Consider the following 20,580-nt stretch of genomic DNA (forward strand, 5'->3'; position numbering starts at 1 on the left):
GAGGAGGAGCCGGGAGTGTCGGGGCGGATCGGCAGCGCGGAGAGCGACACCGCGAACGAAACCGATCCGCCCGGAACCTCCGGCCCGGCCGGCCGCCGCGGCGGCTGGGTGCGCCGGGTCGCCGCCGCGTGCTGGCGGCACCCGGCGCTCGTCGTCCTCGCGTTCGGGGCCGCGGTTCTCGGCGTCGGTGTGCAGGCGGCAAGTCCGCTGCTCATCCGCGAGGGTGTCGACGGCGCCGTCGCGGGCTCGACCGCCGATCTCCCGTGGCTGGCGGCCGCGCTGCTCGCGTTGCACCTGTTGGCGTTCGGTGCGGCGTTCGGCAGACGCTACGTCGGTGGCAGGCTCGCCCTCGACGTCCAGCACGACCTGCGGCAGTCGGTGTTCGCCGCGGTGTCACGGCTGGACGGCGGCAAACAGGACTCGCTGCGCACCGGGCAGATCGTCTCGCGCGCCATCACCGATCTACAGCTCGTGACCGGGTTCCTGATGCAGGTGCCGCTGTCGGCGGGTTCGGTGGTGTTCGCGGTCCTGGCCCTCGGTGCGATGCTGTGGATGTCGCCCCTGTTGACGGTGATCGCGCTGGTCGTCGGCCCCGCGGTGGCGATCGTCCTCGCGGTCAGCAGGCGCAAGCTGTTCCCCGCGACGTGGTCGGCCCAGCAGCGCGCCGCCGAGATCGCGCAGCACGTCGAGGAGACCGTCACGGGCGTGCGCGTGGTCAAGGGCTTCGGCCAGGAGCAGCGCGAGACGGCGGAGCTGTCCCGGTCGGCGCGCACGCTGTTCGCCGAGCGCCTCCGCGCCGCCAAGTTGTCGGCCGTTCCGACGGCGACGACCGGCGCACTCCCCGCTGCGGGCCAGATCGCCGTGCTGGCGGTCGGCGGCATCCTCGCGCTGCGCGGCCAGATCAGCCTCGGCACGTTCCTGGCGTTCGCCACGTACGTCTCGTCGCTCACCGGGCCGGCGCGCATGCTCGCGAGCCTCGTCGTGCAGGCCCAGCTGACGCGCGCGGGTGCCGAACGCGTGCACGAGCTCATCGATGCCCAGCCCGAGGTACGTGAACCTGCCGATCCGGAACCGGTTCCCGGTGGTCCGCTGGACGTCGAGCTCGCGGACGTGCGGTTCGGTTACACCCTGTCCGAACCTGTACTGGACGGCATGTCCCTGCGCGCCCGGCCCGGTGAGACCCTCGCACTCGTCGGCACCGCCGGTTCCGGCAAATCGACGATCTCGCTGCTGCTGCCCCGCTTCTACGACGTCCACGAGGGCACGGTGCGCGTCGGCGGGACCGACGTCCGCGATCTCGGCCTGACCGAACTGCGGCGCACCGTCGGCGTCGTGTTCGAGGAGGCGTTCCTGTTCTCGACGTCCGTGCGGGACAACATCGCCTACGGCAGGCCCGACGCGTCCGACGACGAGGTGATCGCCGCCGCGAAGGCCGCCGAGGCGCACGAGTTCATCTCCGCACTGCCCGAGGGCTACGACACGCAGGTGGGCGAGCGCGGGCTCACCCTCTCCGGCGGTCAGCGGCAGCGCCTCGGCCTGGCTCGTGCGCTGCTGACCGACCCGCGCGTACTCGTCCTCGACGACGCCACCTCCGCGGTCGACACCGCCACGGAGGCCGCCATTCACGACACACTGCGCGAGGTGATGCGCGAGCGCACCACGCTCCTGATCGCACACCGTCGCTCCACGCTGGCGCTGGCCGACCGCATCGCGGTGCTCGACGCGGGCCGCGTGGTCGACGTCGGCACCGCCGGCGAGCTCGAGACACGCTGCCGGCTGTACCGCGAGCTCGTGTCCGGCCCCGGCGACGACGTCGACGAGCCCGGCCACCGTGTGCCCGCCGAGCCCGCCCCCGGAGGTGTCACTCCGGCGCTGTGGCCGCACGGCGGTACCGGCGGCGCGGAGCACGACGGCACTGCGGCTACCGCCACGGCCACGGCCGACTCGTCGAGACCATCGGTATCGACGAGTCGTGCTGCCGCAGCCACCGGGCGTGGCGGTGGCCCCGGCGGCCACGCATCGCTCGACCTGCCGCCGACCCCCGAACTGCTCGACCGGGTCCGCGCGCTTCCACCCGCCACCGACCGGCCCGACCTCGGCGATCTCGATCCGACGGCGCCCGACCCGCGGTTCCGGCTCGCGAGCCTGCTGCACCCGGTCCGGGGCCTGCTGGCCGCGGTCATCGCGTTCGTGGCGATCGACGCACTGGCGACGATCGCCATACCCGCCCTCTACCAGCGCGGGGTCGACCACGGCGTGCAGACCGGCGCCGAATCCGTCGTGCTCATCGCGGCCGCGGCCGGGCTCGTGGTGATCGCGCTCGACTGGCTCGCGATCGCGCTGCAGACCCGGCTGACCGCCCGCACCGGCGAATCCGTGCTGTACCTGCTGCGGGTCCGCAGCTACGCCCACCTCCAGCGACTCGGGCTCGACTACTACGAGCGCGAACTGTCCGGGCGGATCATGACGCGGATGACCACCGACGTCGACGCACTGTCGTCGTTCCTCCAGACCGGCCTCGCCACGGCGGTCGTCAGCGTCCTGACCCTCGTGGGCATCGGTGTCGCGCTCATCGTCACCGCTCCAGGACTGTCGCTGTACGTGTTCGCGGTACTGCCGGTCCTGATCGTCGCGACGGTGCTGTTCCGCAGGCGTGCCTCGGCCGCCTACACCGAGGCGCGCGAACGGGTCAGCGCCGTGAACGCCGACATGCAGGAGAACGTCAGCGGGCTTCGTGTCGCACAGGCCTACACCCGCGAGGAGCGGTCCGCCCGCGATTTCGCCTCCCGCAGCGACGACTACCGCCGCTCCCGCCTGCGCGCACAGCGCTATGTGGCGACGTACTTCCCGTTCGTGACGCTGCTGTCGGGGGTGGCCGAGGTGCTGGTGCTCACGGCCGGGGCGACCGGAGTGGCAGGCGGTGAGCTCTCGCCCGGCGTGCTGATGGCGTTCCTGCTGTACCTCGGGCTGTTCTTCTCGCCGGTGCAGCAGCTCTCGACGGTGTTCGACGGCTACCAGCAGGCGAAAGTGGGCCTGCGCCGGATCGGTGACCTGTTGCGGACGCCGACCTCGGTACCGCCGCCCGAACACCCGGTCGCCGTTCCCGAACGGCTGCGGGGCGAGATCGAACTCGACGACGTCGACTTCCACTACCCGGGCGCCGACACGCCCGCGCTCGCCGACGTCTCGCTCGACGTCCCCGCGGGCACGACCGTCGCGTTCGTCGGCGCGACCGGCGCGGGCAAGTCGACGGCCGTCAAACTGCTCGCACGGTTCTACGACGCCACGGCCGGCGTGGTGCGGATCGACGGCGTCGACGTGCGCGACTACGACCTCGCGCAGCTGCGCAGCCGCGTTGGTGTCGTGCCGCAGGAGCCGCACCTGTTCGTGGGGTCGGTCGCCGACAACGTCCGGTACGGACGCCCCTCGGCGACCGACGCCGAGGTGGAGGCCGCCGTCCGCGCGGTGGGTGCGCTCGACGGCGTCGCCGCGCTGCCCGACGGATTCGCCCAGCAGGTCGGCGAACGCGGGCGCGCGCTGTCGGCGGGCCAGCGGCAGCTCGTCGCGCTCGCCAGGGCCGAACTCGTCGACCCCGACGTGCTGCTCCTCGACGAGGCGACCGCCGCACTCGACCCCGCCACCGAGGACGCCGTGCTGCGGGCCACCGACCGGCTCGCGGCCACCCGCACGACGTTCGTCGTGGCCCACCGGCTCGCGACGGCCGCGCGCGCCGACCGGATCGTCGTGCTCGACCACGGGCGGGTCGTCGAGGAGGGATCCCACGCCGAGCTGCTCACCGCCGACGGGGCGTACGCCCGGCTGTGGCGCCTCGGTGACGGGGCCGCGGCGGCGCGACCTCCCGCAGCCGGACCCCCACTGGCCGGTGCGCCCGCCACCGAGTGATCGCCCCGCCGGAGCCGGCACGCCCGGAGCCGACATGACTCCGGTCACGAAGACCGGCGGCTGCCTCCGGAGTCGACGAGTCTCGGGTGTACGCCCAGCGACCGGTATCGATTCAGTGAGAAATCCGGGTTGCCCCGAGCCTGCGGATCCGGTCACCAAGTGCGAGTTCGGTGACCGTCCCGGCGGCACGGGGGTTAGCCTGGTACGCGCGTAATTGGCACATCGAGACAGATAGAGGCGAGTCCCAGCCGTGTCCAGCAGCAGCCCTGCGTCACAGTTCGGCCCCAACGAATGGCTCGTCGAGGAAATGTACGACCAGTTCCTCGCCGACCCTTCTTCCGTCGACTCCGCGTGGCATGAGTTCTTCGCAGACTTCTCCCCCACGCAAGAGCGAAAGCCGGACACCACGGCGGCCGACCCGTCGGCCAACGGCCGGGCGCAGGCTCCGGCGCAGGCACAGGGCAACGGCAGGCCCACCCCGTCGCAGGCCCCGAAGTCCGCGACTTCTTCGCAGCCCACTCCGGCGCAATCCACCGAGGCCCAATCCACCTCGGCCCAGTCCACGTCGGCCCAAGCCACCCCGGCCCGGTCCGACTCCGCCAAGCAGGCCCCCGCGGCTCAGGCTCCGGCGACCGGCGAGAAGAAGGCCGCCGCCGACGGGACGAAGAGCGACAAGGCCGCGACCAAGGCGGACAAGCCCGAGAAGAGCGAGCCCGAGTCGAAGGTCCTCCGTGGTCCGGCCGCGGCGATCGCGAAGAACATGGACGCCTCGTTGAGCGTCCCGACGGCGACCAGTGTGCGTGCGGTGCCGGCGAAGCTGATGGCCGACAACCGCATCGTCATCAACAACCACCTGAAGCGTTCGCGCGGCGGGAAGATCTCGTTCACGCACCTCATCGGCTACGCGATGATCCGCGGGCTGCACGAGTACCCGAACATGAACCGGCACTACAAGGTCGTCGACGGCAAGCCGCACGCCGTCACGCCGGAGCACGTCAACATCGGCCTGGCGATCGACATGCCGGGCAAGGACGGTGCCCGCAACCTCGTCGTGGCGTCCATCAAGAACTGCGAGAACATGACGTTCCTGCAGTTCTGGCAGGCCTACGAGGACATCGTCCGCAAGGCGCGCAACAACAAGCTCACCGCCGACGACTTCGCGGGCACCACGATCTCGCTGACGAACCCGGGCGGCATCGGCACGAACCACTCGGTGCCGCGGCTGCAGTCGGGCCAGGGCACGATCATCGGCGTGGGTGCGATGCAGTACCCGGCGCACTTCGAGGGCACCAGCGAGAAGACCCTCATCGACCTGGGCGTCAGCAAGATCATGACGCTCACGTCGACCTACGACCACCGCATCATCCAGGGTGCCGAATCGGGCGAGTACCTCAAGCGCATCCATGAGCTGCTGCTCGGCGCAGACGGGTTCTACGACGACATCTTCACGTCGCTGCGGATCCCGTACGAGCCGGTGCGCTGGGTCTCGGACATCCCCGAGGGCGAGATCGACAAGACCGCCCGGGTGCTCGAGCTCATCGAGAGCTACCGCATGCGCGGTCACCTGATGGCCGACACCGACCCGCTGAACTACCGCCAGCGCCGCCACGAGGACCTCGACGTCCTCTCGCACGGCCTGACGCTGTGGGACCTGGACCGCGAGTTCGCCGTCGGCGGGTTCGCGGGCCAGGAGAAGATGAAGCTGCGTGACGTCCTCGGCGTGCTGCGCGACTCGTACTGCCGCACGGTCGGCGTCGAGTACACCCACATCCTCGACCCCGACGAGCGCCGCTGGATCCAGGACCGCGTCGAGATCCCGCACGACAAGCCCGAGCCCACGGTGCAGAAGTACGTGCTCAGCAAGCTCAACGCGGCCGAGGCGTTCGAGACGTTCCTGCAGACCAAGTACGTCGGCCAGAAGCGGTTCTCGCTCGAAGGCGGCGAGACGGTCATCCCGATGCTGGACACGCTGCTGGACAAGGCCGCAGAGCACAGTCTCGACGAGGTCGTCGTCGGCATGCCGCACCGCGGCAGGCTGAACGTGCTGGCCAACATCGTCGGCAAGCCGATCTCGCAGATCTTCCGCGAGTTCGAGGGCAACCTCGATCCGGGCCAGGCACACGGCTCCGGCGACGTGAAGTACCACCTCGGCGCCGAGGGCAAGTACTTCCGCATGTTCGGTGACGGCGAGACCCGCGTGTCGCTCACGGCGAACCCGTCGCACCTGGAGACGGTCGACCCGGTCCTCGAGGGCATCGTCCGCGCCAAGCAGGACATCCTCGACAAGGGCGGCGACGTCGACGGTTTCACCGTGCTTCCCGTCCTGCTGCACGGCGACGCCGCGTTCGCAGGCCAGGGTGTGGTCGCCGAGACGCTGAACCTGTCGCTGCTGCGCGGCTACCGCACCGGCGGCACCGTGCACGTGATCATCAACAACCAGGTCGGCTTCACGACCGCGCCCGAGCACGCGCGCTCGTCGAAGTACGCCACCGATGTCGCCAAGATGATCGGCGCGCCGATCATCCACGTGAACGGCGACGACCCGGAGGCCGCCTACTGGGTCGCGCGACTGGCTGTGGACTACCGCCAGGCGTTCAACAAGGACATCGTCATCGACATGATCTGCTACCGGCGACGCGGTCACAACGAGGGCGACGATCCCTCGATGACGCAGCCGGGCATGTACGACATCATCGACAAGAAGCGCAGCGTCCGGAAGACCTACACCGAGGCGCTCATCGGCCGCGGCGACATCTCGATGGAAGAGGCCGAGGCCGCGCTGCGGGACTTCTCCAGCCAGCTCGAACACGTCTTCAACGAGGTGCGCGAACTGGAGAAGCACCCGGTCACGCCGAGCCCGTCGGTCGAGGGGGAACAGCAGGTCCCCGCGAACCTGCCGACCGCCGTGTCCCGCGAGACCGTCCAGCACATCGGCGACGCGTTCGTCAACGTGCCCGAGGGCTTCAACCCGCACCCGCGCGTCAAGCCGGTCATGGACCGGCGCGCCAAGATGGCCCGCGAGGGCGGCATCGACTGGGCGTTCGGTGAGATGCTGGCATTCGGCTCGCTCGCCCTGGAACAGCGGCTCGTGCGGCTGTCGGGCCAGGACTCGCGCCGCGGCACGTTCACCCAGCGCCACTCGGTGCTGATCGACCGTGACAGCGGCAAGGAGTACTCGCCGCTGCAGCACCTCGCCGACGAGCAGGGCCGCGTGATGATCTACGACTCGGCGCTGTCCGAGTACGCGGCCGTCGGCTTCGAGTACGGCTACTCGGTGGCCAACTCGGACGCGCTGGTGATGTGGGAGGCGCAGTTCGGCGACTTCGTCAACGGCGCCCAGTCGGTCATCGACGAGTACATCTCATCCGGTGAGGCCAAGTGGGGCCAGCTCTCCGACGTCGTGCTGCTGCTGCCGCACGGCCACGAGGGCCAGGGCCCCGACCACACCTCCGGCCGCATCGAACGATTCCTGGCGCTGTGCGCCGAGGGGTCGATGACGGTGGCCGTGCCGTCGACGCCCGCGAACTACTTCCACCTGCTGCGGCGTCACGCGCTCGACGGTGTGAAGCGGCCGCTGATCGTCTTCACCCCGAAGCGCCTGCTGAGGGATAAGAACGTGAAATCGTCGGTCGAGGACTTCACCGGCGAGTCGAAGTTCCTGTCGGTCATCGACGACGCCGACGTCGATCCGGCGAAGGCCCGCAAGGTGCTGCTCACCTCCGGCAAGATGTACTGGGAGCTCCTCGTCGAGCGCGAGAAGCAGGAGATCGACGACATCGCGATCGTGCGAGTCGAGCAGTACTACCCGCTGCCGAAGAAGAAGCTGGCCGAGACACTGGGCCGGTTCACGAACGCCCAGCAGGTCGTGTGGGTGCAGGAGGAGCCGGAGAATCAGGGCGCCTGGCCGTACTTCGGCCTGAACCTGCCACGCAAGCTGCCGGACGTGCTGGCGAACCTCGACGTGGTGGCGCGCAGGCCGATGGCGGCCCCGTCGGCCGGCTCGTCGAAGGTGCACGAGGTCGAGCAGAAGGCGCTCATCACGAAGGCCTTCGAGTAAGCAGCAACCCCACGGCAACGAGGAACCGGCCCGGCGGAGTTCGACTCCGCCGGGCCGGTTTCTCATGTCCACCGGAGACCCACCCGGGTGACATGTGGGCGGTACTCCGTGTAGCAGGCACGAGCCCCCAGGGGCACCTTGGTGGCGTTGAACGCCACCAAGGTGCCCCTGGGGGTTTTCACCTGATCACCCGGCCGGGGGTTGCACCGGGTGAGGTGTGTCAGGCCGGTCTCACAGGGTGAGGGTCCAGCTGTTGAGCGTGCCGGTGTCCCACGAGTAGGCATCGGTCACCTTCAACGTCCACTCGCCGTTCGGCTCGGAGACACCCGACAGGTCGACCGTGTAGGTCTCGTTGACGTTGTCGCGGGAGTCGTACCCGGACGTCTTCAGGTTGTAGTCCGAACCGTCCGGGGCGACCAGGTCGAGCGCGATGTCGCCGCGGTAGGAGTGGGTGATGTCGACGTCGACCGTGGCATCGGCCGAGGCTGCCTCACAGCCGGAGATTGTGACCGTGCTGGTCATCGAACCTGCGTCCGGGATGGCGGTCGTGTCGTTGTTCGTGACGGCCTCACAGTCGCCAGGCTCGGGGTCCGGCTCGTCCGGCGGCGTCGACCCGTCGGTGACCACGTTCAGGAGCACGTTCGGCGAGTCGGTGCCCGGGTTGGACACGACGCCCTCGGAACCGCCTGCGACCAGCGCGTCACCGACCTGCTGCGGCGTGGCGCCCTGGTTGGCGGACAGGTACACCGCGGCCGCACCCACGACGTGCGGGGTGGCCATCGACGTGCCGGAGATCGTGTTCTCGGACGTGTCGCTGTCGATCCATGCGGACGTGATGTCGCTGCCCGGAGCGAAGATGTCCACGCAGGAGCCGATGTTCGAGAAGCTCGACCGGGCGTCGGTGTCGGTCGTGGAACCGACCGTGATGCCCTCCGGAGTGCGGGCCGGCGACGTGTTGCACGCGTCGGCGCCGTAGTCGTTGCCCGCGGCCAGACCGTAGGTCACGCCGGAGGCGATGGAGTTCTGCACGGCCTCGTCGATCGCGGTCGAGGCGCCGCCACCGAGGCTCATGTTGGCGACCGACGGGCCGGAGGCGTTCTCGGTGACCCAGTCGATACCGGCGATGACGCCCGCGTTGGTGCCGCTGCCCTGACAGTTGAGCACCCGGACGCCGACGAGGTCCACGTTCTTGGCAACGCCGTAGTCGGAACCACCAACGGTGCCGGCGACGTGCGTGCCGTGGCCGTTGCAGTCCGTGGCGTCGTTGTCGCCGTCGACGGTGTCGGTGCCGTGCGTGGCCCGGCCGCCGAAGTCCTCGTGCGAGGTCAGGATGCCGGTGTCGATGATGTAGGCCGTGACACCGTCGCCGTCGTTCGGCGACGAGTAGTTGTCGTCGAGCGGCAGGTCCGGCTGGTCGATGCGGTCCAGCCCCCACGACGGCGGGTTCGCCTGGTCCGCGGCGGTGTGCATGGTCTGCACCTGCTCGACGTAGTCGACGGCCGGGTTTGCCGCGATGCGCTTGGCCAGCGCCTCGGACATCTCGGCCGAGTAGCCGTTCAGTGCGCTGGAGAACCTGTGCTCGACCTTGCCGCCCAGGTCGGCGGCCGTGGTCTGCACACCGTCCTTCAGCTTGACGATGTAGTTGCCGGCGACCGCGGTGTCCGCGTTGGCACCGATGATGGCGCCTTCCTGCGGTACGGCGCCTGCGGTGCCTGCCATGCCCAGCACGAGGGCCGCGGCGGCTGTGCCCACCCCGACGGCCGTGCCGACCTTTCGCTTATCGGTACGCACGCTTTTCCCTTCCGTTCGAGCTTTGTCCGGAATGCGCCGAACAGTAAGCGAGAACGCGGCGAGATCACATCAAGGAGAATTTTTCCAAAATTGCGACGAAAGTAGTGTTCCTACTCTGTTCGTCGCAATCACGACGGCGTAATGGTCCACACCGGCAGGGAAAATGCGTTCAAACCGTGACCGGCAGGTGCAATTCGCGTTGCACCGCCGCGGCAAGACCCATCGTTCAGCCCCCAACGAAGGTCTGCTACCAAGGTAGCGCTCCGGCCCCCGCGTGCGGCGGGGACGAAATCAGCGACCCCCGGCCTGCGCCAGGAACTCGTCGGCGATGTCGGCCGGATTGCGTTTCCGCTCCGAGAACTCGACGTTCAAATCGGTCAGCTTCTCGGTCGTGAGGGCTGCGGACACCCGGTCGAGCGCCGCGCGTTCCCGTGCCGACAGCGCCCCTTCGGCAGCGAGCGGAACGATGTTCTGCGCGGGGAACATGTCGCGATCGTCGTCCAACGGGACGAACCCGTTGCTGTACACGGACGCCGAGGTGCTGAACATGTTCGCCACCTGCACCTCGCCCGACCGCAACGCCTCCACCGTCACCGGTCCACCCGTGTCCGTCGTGCGGATCTCCTTGAACTCGCAGCCGTACAGCTCACGGATCTCCGCACGCCAACGTTCGCCCCACTGGCCCGGACCGCCGAAGACGAGCCGGTCGCAACGCGGAGCGAGGTCCGAGATCGTGCGCACACCCTGTGCGGCCAGATCACCCCGCACGACGAGCATGTCGGTGTTCTCCGCCGGGGACTGGTCCAGCACCTCGAGGCCCTCCGGCAGCGCACCGGGCAGTTCCCGGTAGACCTCGGCCGAGGTCGTCGCCGAGGTGTCCTGGTCGAAGTGCCGCAGCAGGTTGCCGCTGTAGTCGGGCGCCAGCGTCAGCGACCGATCCCGCAATGCCTGGACCAGCACCTCACGACCACCGACCGGCGGCCGCACCGTGACGTCGTCCGCGCCCGCGCCACGCAACGCACCGGCGTAGATCTCCGCGAGCAGCAGACTCTCCCCGACATCGGAGGCGCCGATGACGATGCGCCCGTCGTCGCCTCCCTCGGCGCCTCCGCGCAACGGGTTGCCGCACGCGGCCGCCAGCGCCAGTACCGCGCACAACGAGACGATGTGTCGCCATCGGCGGCTGACCCCGTGGCTCGGCGTCGCGGTCATGCGGCCCCCTTCGACGTCGCGAGTTCGGCCAAGCGCACGCCGCGCGGCACCACGGTCCGCTGCAGCCCCGCCAACAGCAGGTCCAGCACCACGGCCAGTGCCGCTGTGAACAGCGCCCCGGCCACGACCTCGGCATAGTCGAGGATGGCCAGTCCGTCCATGAGGTAGCGGCCGAGTCCGCCGAGCCCGACGTATGCCGCGACCGCGGCGGTCGCCACGAGCTGCAGCACCGCGTTGCGCACGCCGCCGAGCACCATGGGCAGGGCGATGGGCACCTCGACCTGCCACAGCCGTTGCATCCCGCGCATGCCGACCCCGCTCGCCGCATCGACGACGTGCGGATCGACCGCCTGCACGCCCGCGTACGTGCCCGCCATGATGGGTGGCACGGCCAGCACCACCAGGCCGACGACCGCCGCGGGTGTGCTTTCTGCCAGCAACAGGAAGAACAGCGTGACCACGCCGAGCGTCGGCAACGCGCGCACGATGTTGCCCGCGCCGACCAGCAGCACCGCACCCTTGCCCGTGTGCCCCACCAGCAATCCGACGGGTACGGCGATGACGAGGGCGATGGCCAGTGCCAGGGCGACGTAGCCCACGTGTTCGAGCACGCGGGCCGGCACTCCCCCGGGGCCGCTCCAGTTCGCCGGGTCGCCCAACCACGCGAGAGTCTCGGCGATCATGCGGCCTCCCCCGCTGCGACGGGCCGGTTCGGTGACGCCGGCCGCTGCCACGGCGTGAGCACGCGGCGCAGCAACACCAGGAGGAGATCCACCACGAGTGCGAGCAGGAGGGTCAGTACCACTCCGACGACGATGGGTGCGTAGTACTCGCGTTGGAAGCCGTCGGTGAACAGCCTGCCGAGGCCGCCGACCCCGATCAGCGCGCCGACGCTGACCAGACTGATGTTGCTCACCGCCGCGACCCTGACGCCCGCGGCGAGTACCGGCACGGCGAGTGGGAGTTCGACGCCGAAGAACCGGCGTGCCGGCCGGTATCCCATGGCCGTGGCGGACGCCGTCACGGCCTGCGGCACGGCGTCGAGAGCGTCGAGCATCGGGCGAACCAGCAGTGCGGCCGTGTACAGGGACAGCGCGATGACGACGTTGACACTGTCGAGGATCGTCGTGCCGATGACGCCGGGAATGACGACGAACAACGCCAGCGACGGGATCGTGTAGACGAGGTTCGCCGCGACGGCGAGCGTTCCTCGAACCGGAGGCCACGTGCGCCCCAGCCACCCCGCGCCGACCGCCAGTACGACACCGAGCAGGATCGGGAGCAGAGCCAGGTAGCAGTGCTCGGCCAGCGCCGCCCACAACTGGGCACGGGTGTTCGCGCTGCCGAGGTAGGTGGCGAGCTCGTCGGTGATACTCACGTCGCGGTCACGCTCTCGGGGTTCGGCTTGTCGCGGTGGGGTTCGCGGTTCGGCTTGTCGCGGTCGTGTTGGCGGTGCCGCTCGTCGCGGTGACGCTGGCAGGGTGCCGCTCGATCACGTCGAGCACGTGGCGCGCGGTGACGACCCCGACGGTGGCGCCGTCGTCGTCCACCACGACGCCGAGGCTCGCGGGTGAGGACAACGCGGCGTCGAGCGCGCCGCGCAGGGACGTGCCCCGCCGGTACAGCGAACCGCCGGCCACGAGGTCGACCTCGGCCAGTCGGCCGTCCACTGTGGAACCGGGCGCGAGCCAACCGCGTGGTCTGCGCTCGGCGTCTATCGCCAGCCGCCATTCGTCGGAATCTTCGGGCACGGAACCGATCGCCGCGGTGGCGACGTCGTCGACCTCCAGATCACCCGCCGACAGGAACGACAGCCCCCGGTAGCCGCGATCCTTGCCGACGAACTCCGCGACGAAGTCGTCGACGGGATGGCGCAGTACGTCGGCGGGTGTGCCGTACTGCGCCAACCGGCCGCCCACGCGGAGAACGGCGACCCGGTCGCCGAGCCGGACCGCCTCGTCGATGTCGTGCGTGACGAACACGATCGTTTTGCCGAGCCGTCGTTGCAGGTCGAGCAGTTCGTCCTGCAACCCTTCCCGCACGACCGGGTCCACGGCCGAGAACGGTTCGTCCATGAGCAGCACCGGTGGATCCGCGGCGAGTGCACGTGCGACCCCAACCCGCTGTTGCTGGCCCCCGGAGAGTTGGGCCGGATACCGCGAACCCAGCTCGGCGGGCAGGCCGACCGTGTCGAGCAGCTCACCGGCCCGGCGTCGAGCCGACCGCCGGCTCCACCCGGACAGCATCGGCACGGTCGCGATGTTGCCCAACACTGTCCGATGTGGAAACAGACCCGCGTGCTGGATGACGTAGCCGATTCCCCGTCGCAGCTCGGCCGGATCGGCGTCGCGCACGTTACGCCCGTCCAGCAGTACTTCCCCGCCGGTGGGCTCCACCATGCGGTTCACCATGCGCAGCGACGTCGTCTTGCCGCATCCGGAGGGACCGACGAACACGGTCATGCTGCCGTCCGGCACGGTCAGCGACAGCTCGTCCACCGCGAGGGCCCCGTCCTCGTAACGCTTGGTGACGCCGCGGAACTCGATCGTCATGGTCGTCTCCTGCTTCCTCGGCACTCGGACACTGTGCACCAGACCTTCGCCCCAGACCGCCGCCCCCAGATTTCCGCCCCCATGCGTCCGCCCCCATGTCTTTACCCCCGAGGCCTGCCCCTGAGGTCGCTGCCCCGCACCTGTCACGCGGCCTGTGACCCGCGTGACAGGTCCGCCCGACGGTAACCGAGACGGCCGACAGAACCGCACCTTCGGAGTCGGCCGGGCGTCCGCGCCGCTGCTCAGGGCATCTAGGGTAGGCGCCATGAATTCGGTGCGTCAGGTGTTCGGCGTGGACGCGAAGTCGCTGCGGCATGCCATCGCGTTGCTGACCGAGCGCAGCTGGCTGTTCGACGACCTCGTGCGCGAACTGGCCGCTCCCCGGCGCACGGTCGAGGAACTGCTGCAGGCCCTTGGCGACGACCTCGAACGGGACGGCGACCGCCTACGCCTGCGTCCCGACGTCGTCGACGCCCACCGGCAGCAAGCCGGCAGTCCGCACACCACGGACGGCCTCGAGGCGGAAGTCGCACGCCACATCGCGCACGTGCCGCCGCCGCTTCCCGCGCTCGACCACGTGCAGGCGACCGCCGACACCGTGGTGCGCCGCGCGCGCTGGCTCGACGAGCACTACGACCTGCGCAGCACCCGGCTGACGTTTCTCGGCGACCACGACCTGACCTCACTGGCGGTGCGTGCGCTGCGTCCCGAGGCCGAGCTGACGGTCATCGACGTCGACGACCGCATCCTCGACTACGTCGACCGGCAGAGCTCCCGGACGATCCGCACCGTCCACGCCGATCTGCGGTTCGGCCTCCCGCTGTCGGTGATGGGCAAGGCCGACATCGTGTTCAGCGACCCGCCGTACACCCCGGAGGGCATGGGGCTGTTCGCCACCAGGGGGCTCGAATGCCTCGCCGACCCGCCCGCGGGGCGCCTGGTGCTCGCCTACGGCTACAGCCCCCGGCATCCCGCACTCGGCCACCGCACCCAGCGCGCACTCGTCGGCCTGGGCCTTGCGTTCGAATCGATCGTGCCCGGGTTCCACCGATACAGCGGTGCGCAGGCGATCGGCAGCGCGGCCGACCTGTACGTCTGCCAGCCCACGACGAAGGCACGCAAGGGTGGCAGGAAGAGCAGCAAGCAGACCATCTACACGCGCGGGGCACAGTCACTCGAAGCAGGAGAGACCACGGACGAGCTGTTGACGGCGCTGCGGACCATCGCGGGCCAGAACGGACTCGACGTCGAGGAACGCGGCGCCGACTGGACGAAGCCGGTCACGACGAAGCCCGGCACGGCCGTGGCCGTGGACCTCGGGGCCGACCCGGGGCCGTGGCTGCTGCGCACCCTGCTGGCCGTGAACGCCGATCGCGTGGCGGTGTTGCTGCCGAACTCACATCCGGACCTCGTCGACGCGGCGTCGCAGCGCGGGCTGACCGAACTGATCGGCCCGAAGTACCGGCTCCGGCTGCTGCGCAGCACTCCGGACAACACGCACGCGGTCGTCGTCGCCGAACCGCCCGCCAGCGCCACCGGTCACACCGACGCGGCGGCCCGCGCCCTGCTCACGCGGGCGCACGGCCGACTGGGCAACATCTGGCCCGACGCCCCCGAGGACGTCTCCGACGACCGGCTCATCGACCTGCCGCGTCACCGCGTGGCCGAGGTCCGCACCGAGCTGGGCGACTGACCCTGCCTACGAGAAGCCCCCAGGGGCACTTTGGTTGCATCGAGTGCAACCAAAGTGCCCCTGGGGGCAGTTGGTAGCTGTCGGCGATCCGCCGTCAGCCGACGACGCCGTCGGCTTCCGCGGCCTTCGCGACCGCGGTCGCCACCTCCTCGGCGACCCTCGGATCGAGCGGGCTCGGCACGATGCGGTCGGCCGCGAGTTCGTCGGCCGCCACGGACACGATCGCCTCAGCCGCCGCGAGCTTCATGTTCTCCGTGATCGCCCGAGCACCGGCATCGAGCGCACCGCGGAACACCCCGGGGAACGCCAGCACGTTGTTGATCTGGTTCGGGAAGTCGCTGCGGCCGGTGGCCACCACTGACGCGTACTTCGCCGCGACGTCCGGGTGAACCTCGGGGTCCGGGTTGGACAGTGCGAACACGATCGGTTCGGGCGCCATCGTCGCGAGGAGGTTCTCGTCGATCGTCGCGCTCGACAGGCCGATGAACACGTCCGCGCCGGCCATCGCCTCGTCGATGCCGCCGCGCAGGCCCGCCTTGTTGGTCGTTTCGGCCAGCTCGGTCTTGATCGCGTTGAGGTTGTCCCGGCCCGTGTGGATGATCCCCCGCGAGTCGAGGACCGTGACGTCACCGACACCCGCGGCCTGCAGGATCTTCGCGCACGCCACGCCCGCGGCGCCCGCGCCGGAGATCACGACCCGCTGGTCGGCGATGTCACGACCGGCCACCAGGTTCGCGCCCCGCAGCGCCGCTAGCACGACGATGGCCGTGCCGTGTTGGTCGTCGTGCATGACCGGGCAGTCCAACGCGTCCTTGAGCTTGTCCTCGAGCTCGAAGCACCGGGGCGCCGACACGTCCTCCAGGTTCACCGCGCCGAACGACGGACGCAGCCGCACCAGCGTTTCGACGATCTCGTCGACGTCGCTGGTGTCGAGCACGAGCGGAATCGAGTCCAACCCGGCGAACGTCTTGAACAGGACCGACTTACCTTCCATGACCGGCAGCGAAGCGCTCGCGCCGATGTCACCGAGCCCGAGTACCGCCGTGCCGTCGCTGACCACTGCCACCAACCGGTCCGCCCACGTGTAGCGCTTCGCGAGCTCCGGCTGGTCCTCGATGGCGCGGCTGACCTTCGCCACCCCGGGGGTGTAGGCGATGGACAGGTCGCGCGCCTGCGTGATGGGTCGGGTGGCCGACACGGAGAGCTTGCCGCCCTCGTGTCCGCCGAAGATGTCGTCGTCACTCACCTGAGCTTGGGACACGTCTATCTCCAGGGCTGAAAAGGAAAACTGCCAGCGGGCACTCCGCTGGCTCGTGGGCTCCTCGGTCCCGGCGACTCGGCGCGGTAGCACCGTCTGCCGGCAAGGTGTCCGTCATAAGGCCCTTGGTTCAGGCGTAGCCGCGGACGCGGCGGTCCGTCCAGTGTGACATCTCCACGCGCTGTCAGCCGTGCCAGTGCGGCCCGGATCACAGAACCACCCCCGTTTCCGCAGGTCACGCCGCCGCTAGCAAGACGGACGTCCGACTTGGGTGGATCTTGCCACTCCCATCATCGCCCAGCCGGAGGCGCTGCGCGTGACCGCCTAGGGCCCACCCGTCACCCTCCGCCGCCCAGCCGGAGGCGCTTCGCGCCGCTGCATAGGATTTCAGCATGGAAGCCCGCACGCTGGCCGTCCCGCACGCCGTGGAGTTCACCCCGCCCGTCTTCGGTGACCAGCGCGGTCTGTTCACCGCCCCGTTCCAGGAGCCGGCCTTCCTCGATACGGTCGGGCATCCGCTGACCGTGGCGCAGACCAACCACAGCGTGTCCCGCCGCGGCACGATCCGCGGCATCCACTTCGCCGACGTGCCACCGGGGCAGGGCAAGTACGTCTACTGCCCGAATGGCTCCCTGCTGGACATCGTCGTCGACCTGCGCACCGGCTCTCCCACGTTCGGCACGTGGGACATGGTGACACTCGACAGCCGGACCTTCCGCGGCGTGTACATCGCGGAGGGACTGGGGCACGGTTTCATCGCCCTCGAGGACGACACGGTCATGACGTACCTGTGCTCGACGTCGTACAACCCGCCGGCCGAACACGGCATCGACCCCCTCGATCCGGACCTCGGCCTGCCGTGGCCCGGCGACGTCGAGTACGTCCTCTCCGACAAGGACCGCGCCGCCCCGTCGCTCACCGAGGCCCGCGACTCCGGCCTGCTACCCCGCTACGAGGACTGCCTCGCCCGTTACGCAGAGCTACGCGCGAACGCACCCGCCTGAGGTCCGGCGTTGCCCTCAAGGACACCTTGGGGGCAACGGACACAGTCATGCGCCGGCGGGCCTGATGCGGCGCTGGGCTTGATCAAGGGAAGATTCGGTGCGTTCAACGCCACCATGGTGCCCTTGGGAGCGAGACCCCGATGGTCAGCGGCGGATGTCCTCGGCCAGGACACGGTCGACGTTGCGCTCCGCCAGTGCGGTGATGGTCACGAACGGGTTCACACCCGTGCTGCCGGGGATCAGCGCCCCATCGGTGACGTACAGGTTGTCGTAACCCTTCACGCGCCCGTACAGATCGGTGGCCTCGCCGAGAACCGCACCGCCGAGCGGGTGATAGGTGAACCGGTTCTCGAACGCGCGCGTGTCGCCGAACAGATCGTGGCGGTACACCGTGTTGTTGACGCCGTTGATCCGGTCGAAGTGCACCTTGGCCGCATCGATCGAGGCCTGTCCCTGCTCGGCAGTCCAGTGCAGCCTCGCCGAGTCGGACGCCGGATCGTAGGTGAAACGGCCGCGCGCGGGGTTCTTCGTGATCGCCAGGTACAGGCTGACCCACAGTTCGACCCCGGCCGGCATGGGTGCGATCTCGGCGAACACCGGGTTGTCGGGGTCGTCCCAGGCGTCGATTCCCAGCGCGGGCATGCCGGACTGCAGCGTCCCCGTGAGATCCCACGCGTGATTGGCACGCCCGAGCATGACGTTGCCGTTCGGGCCCCAGCCCTGCCCGATCTCCTCGCCGAGGCCCGGCAGCGTGCCGGTGTCCCTGGCGCGCAACAGCAGTTCGGTGGATCCGATGCTGCCCGCGCCGAGGAACAGGTGCCTCGCACCCATCTCCCGCCGCGCGACGACGCCGCCCGTCTCGTCGAGTTCACGCACCGTGAGGCGGTACGTACCGTCGGCACCGCGGCGGATGTCACGCACCTCCTGCAGCGTCTTGATCGTCACGTTGCCGGTTCCCAGCGCGGCGGCGAGGTAGGTCTTGTCGAGCGAGCGTTTGCCGTGGTTGTTGCCGAAGATGACCTCGGAGTCGAGCGCCGACCGCGGCACCTCGCCCGCCTCTTCGCGCCGCATGTAGTCGAAGTCGTAGACGCTCGGCACGAACGTCGTGCGGTAGCCGGCCTTCTCGGCGTGTTTCCGCGACAGCCGCGCGTACTGATACGCGTCGCAGTCCTCGAACCAGCCGCGGTCGATGTCGTTGACACGGAGAGCCGTGTTCGCCCGCGGGAAGTAGGTGCCGTACATCTCGTCGGCGTCGACGCCGGGAAGGATCTCCTCGAAATAGGACCGCCGCGGCGTGACGGCCATGGCGCCGTTGACCAGGGAGCCACCACCGACACCGCGGCCGAGGTAGACGGACATGTCGCCGTAGTGCACGCGGTCGAGCACGCCGGCATAGCGCTCGATGTTCGTGTTGATGTCGATCCACAGGAACGACGCGAGCGGCATCTCGCTGCGGTCCTTGAGCCACATGGAGCGCTTGTCGGGCGAGAGCATCGGCGAGAAGACCGAACCGTCGGCGGTGGGCGTGTCCCACAGCTGCCCCATCTCGAGCATCACCGTCGGAATTCCGGCCTCGCCGAGTCGCAGCGCCGTCACCGCCGCGCCGTAACCCGTGCCGATCACGACGGCCGGGGAGTACTCCGGCAGGCCGTCACGGGCGTCGGCCGCATGGGCGGGCCGGGTGGAGATGGTGGTGAGACCGTAGGCGGCAGCCGAGCTGAGAGCTGCGTAGCCCAGGAACTTCCGGCGGGACAACTGTGTCATGGATCGGGATGCTGAACTGCCTACGCGTGAGTAGGCAAGCAAAAACGCGAAGACACTTCACATTGTCCCGGAAGTTCACTCGGTTGACTTAACAGCAAGCGCAACGTGCCGGGAACCGCACACGACCGGCGAACGGCTCACTTCCGCGGGGTCACCCAGATCGTGATGTCGGCGGTGACGACCGTCCGGCCGGACCGGTCCCGGATGTCGACCGGCACGAGCACCTCGACCCCGTCGCCGCCGTCCTCCGGGAGTTGTGGCAGCTCCGGCAGTTCGGCGACGGCCGTCAGCGACGTGCCTGCCTTCGCGACGTACGACACCGACATCCCCTTCGGGATCCACCGGTGCGTCGCCGGGATCGTCGCCTCCGCGAGCATGCCCATCGCGATCTCGGCCAGGTTGCAGGCGGCGATGGCGTGGAACGTCTTGATGTGGTTGTGCACACCGATCCACTTGGGCGCCGCCACCTCGCAACGCCCTGGCCGCATGTCCCGCACTCTCGGCAGCACCGAACCGAAGTACGGCACGCGCAGGCACAGTGCGGCGGAGAACACGCCTTTGCCGATCGCCGAGCCGGACAACTTCCGCCACATCGCGTATGTCGGGTTCGTCGCCGGGCTCGCCACATCCTGAGAGGTCATGACCACATATTACCCGCCGGTAACCAACCGGTGGGCATGGTGCCGGGATACGGTGCCCTCGTGTCCGAACACGCGATCCTGATCCTCCGGCACGGCCAGACCGAATGGTCCGCCGCGGGCAAGCACACGAGCCACACCGACGTCCCGCTGACCGGCGTCGGCGAGCGCCAGGCCCACGCCGCGGGCCGCACCTACGCCGTGCTGCACGGCGGCACCGACCCCGCCCTGGTGCTGTGCAGCCCGCGGGCACGCGCACGGGACACGGCACGACTGGCGGGCATCGACGTCGACGAGACCTGCGACGAACTCGCCGAGTGGGACTACGGCGAGTACGAGGGCATCACCACCGAACAGATCCGCCGCACCGTCCCCGACTGGACACTGTGGACCGACGGTGCACCCGAGGGCGAAGCGCCCGCCCAGGTCGCCGCACGGGCCGATCGCGTACTCGAGCGCGCCCGGACAGCACTGAACGGCGGCGACGTCGTGCTCATCGGGCACGGCCACTTCAGCCGGGTACTGATCGCCCGCTGGCTCGGCCTCGATGCCGCACTCGGGGAGGGCTTCCGCGTCGACCCGGCGAGCATCTCCGTCCTCGGCCACGACCGCGGCGCGCCGCAGCTCCGCCACCTCAACGTTCCGCCCACCTGAGGCGGCGCCGCCCCTCGCGTCCTCGCCCCTCGCGTCCTCGCCCCACACCGGCGG

Annotated in this window: 13 protein-coding genes; 5 read left to right on the forward strand and 8 right to left on the reverse strand. The window is 69.7% G+C overall.

Going from position 1 to position 20,580, the window contains the following annotated elements; genetic code table 11:
* Window positions 1–15 precede the first annotated feature (15 nt).
* Entirely contained in the window at window positions 16–3,903 is a 3,888-nt protein-coding gene (locus LY12_RS11440) for an ABC transporter ATP-binding protein (RefSeq protein ID WP_372493496.1), read from the forward strand.
* 250 nt (window positions 3,904–4,153) lie between these two features.
* The gene (locus LY12_RS11445; RefSeq protein WP_253855823.1) at window positions 4,154–7,960 is read left to right on the forward strand and encodes a multifunctional oxoglutarate decarboxylase/oxoglutarate dehydrogenase thiamine pyrophosphate-binding subunit/dihydrolipoyllysine-residue succinyltransferase subunit; all 3,807 of its coding nucleotides are present in this window, start codon (window positions 4,154–4,156) and stop codon (window positions 7,958–7,960) included.
* 231 nt (window positions 7,961–8,191) lie between these two features.
* On the opposite strand, the gene LY12_RS11450 is transcribed toward LY12_RS11445, so the two are convergent.
* The 5 genes from LY12_RS11450 to LY12_RS11470 all read right to left on the reverse strand — a co-directional run bounded on the left by LY12_RS11450 (window position 8,192) and on the right by LY12_RS11470 (window position 13,515).
* A complete protein-coding gene (locus LY12_RS11450; RefSeq protein ID WP_372493521.1) occupies window positions 8,192–9,679 on the reverse strand; it encodes a S8 family peptidase in 1,488 nt (495 codons plus the stop codon).
* A gap of 363 nt (window positions 9,680–10,042) precedes the next feature.
* A complete protein-coding gene (locus LY12_RS11455; protein ID WP_253855827.1) occupies window positions 10,043–10,963 on the reverse strand; it encodes an ABC transporter substrate-binding protein in 921 nt (306 codons plus the stop codon).
* Window positions 10,960–11,646: an ABC transporter permease gene (locus tag LY12_RS11460; protein WP_253855830.1), complete on the reverse strand. Its 687-nt coding sequence runs from the start codon at window positions 11,644–11,646 to the stop codon at window positions 10,960–10,962. The genes LY12_RS11455 and LY12_RS11460 overlap by 4 nt, the downstream gene beginning before the upstream one ends.
* A complete protein-coding gene (locus LY12_RS11465; protein ID WP_253855832.1) occupies window positions 11,643–12,341 on the reverse strand; it encodes an ABC transporter permease in 699 nt (232 codons plus the stop codon). Before LY12_RS11465 ends, LY12_RS11460 begins: the two co-directional genes overlap by 4 nt.
* A gap of 7 nt (window positions 12,342–12,348) precedes the next feature.
* Complete coding sequence (locus LY12_RS11470) at window positions 12,349–13,515, reverse strand: ABC transporter ATP-binding protein (RefSeq protein ID WP_253855834.1); 1,167 nt, start codon at window positions 13,513–13,515, stop codon at window positions 12,349–12,351.
* 265 nt (window positions 13,516–13,780) lie between these two features.
* Between LY12_RS11470 and LY12_RS11475 the strand changes: the two genes are divergently transcribed.
* Window positions 13,781–15,208: a bis-aminopropyl spermidine synthase family protein gene (locus LY12_RS11475; protein WP_253855836.1), complete on the forward strand. Its 1,428-nt coding sequence runs from the start codon at window positions 13,781–13,783 to the stop codon at window positions 15,206–15,208.
* Between the two features lie 94 nt (window positions 15,209–15,302).
* On the opposite strand, the gene LY12_RS11480 is transcribed toward LY12_RS11475, so the two are convergent.
* Window positions 15,303–16,469 carry an NAD(P)-dependent malic enzyme gene (locus LY12_RS11480; protein ID WP_253855839.1) on the reverse strand — a complete coding sequence of 389 codons (1,167 nt, stop codon included), beginning with the start codon at window positions 16,467–16,469 and terminating at the stop codon, window positions 15,303–15,305.
* A 389-nt stretch (window positions 16,470–16,858) separates the two neighbouring features.
* On the opposite strand from LY12_RS11480, the gene LY12_RS11485 reads away from it, so the two are divergent.
* Complete coding sequence (locus LY12_RS11485; protein WP_253855841.1) at window positions 16,859–17,470, forward strand: dTDP-4-dehydrorhamnose 3,5-epimerase family protein; 612 nt, start codon at window positions 16,859–16,861, stop codon at window positions 17,468–17,470.
* Window positions 17,471–17,614: 144 nt separating this feature from the next.
* On the opposite strand, the gene LY12_RS11490 is transcribed toward LY12_RS11485, so the two are convergent.
* Both LY12_RS11490 and LY12_RS11495 read right to left on the reverse strand, forming a co-directional pair.
* Complete coding sequence (locus LY12_RS11490) at window positions 17,615–19,234, reverse strand: GMC oxidoreductase (RefSeq protein WP_253855843.1); 1,620 nt, start codon at window positions 19,232–19,234, stop codon at window positions 17,615–17,617.
* 137 nt (window positions 19,235–19,371) lie between these two features.
* The gene (locus LY12_RS11495; protein WP_253855845.1) at window positions 19,372–19,875 is read right to left on the reverse strand and encodes a hotdog fold domain-containing protein; all 504 of its coding nucleotides are present in this window, start codon (window positions 19,873–19,875) and stop codon (window positions 19,372–19,374) included.
* 36 nt (window positions 19,876–19,911) lie between these two features.
* On the opposite strand from LY12_RS11495, the gene LY12_RS11500 reads away from it, so the two are divergent.
* Entirely contained in the window at window positions 19,912–20,526 is a 615-nt protein-coding gene (locus LY12_RS11500) for a histidine phosphatase family protein (protein ID WP_253855848.1), read from the forward strand.
* Window positions 20,527–20,580 lie beyond the last annotated feature (54 nt).

This window comes from Prauserella alba, assembly GCF_024171735.1.
GTDB lineage: Bacteria > Actinomycetota > Actinomycetes > Mycobacteriales > Pseudonocardiaceae > Prauserella > Prauserella alba.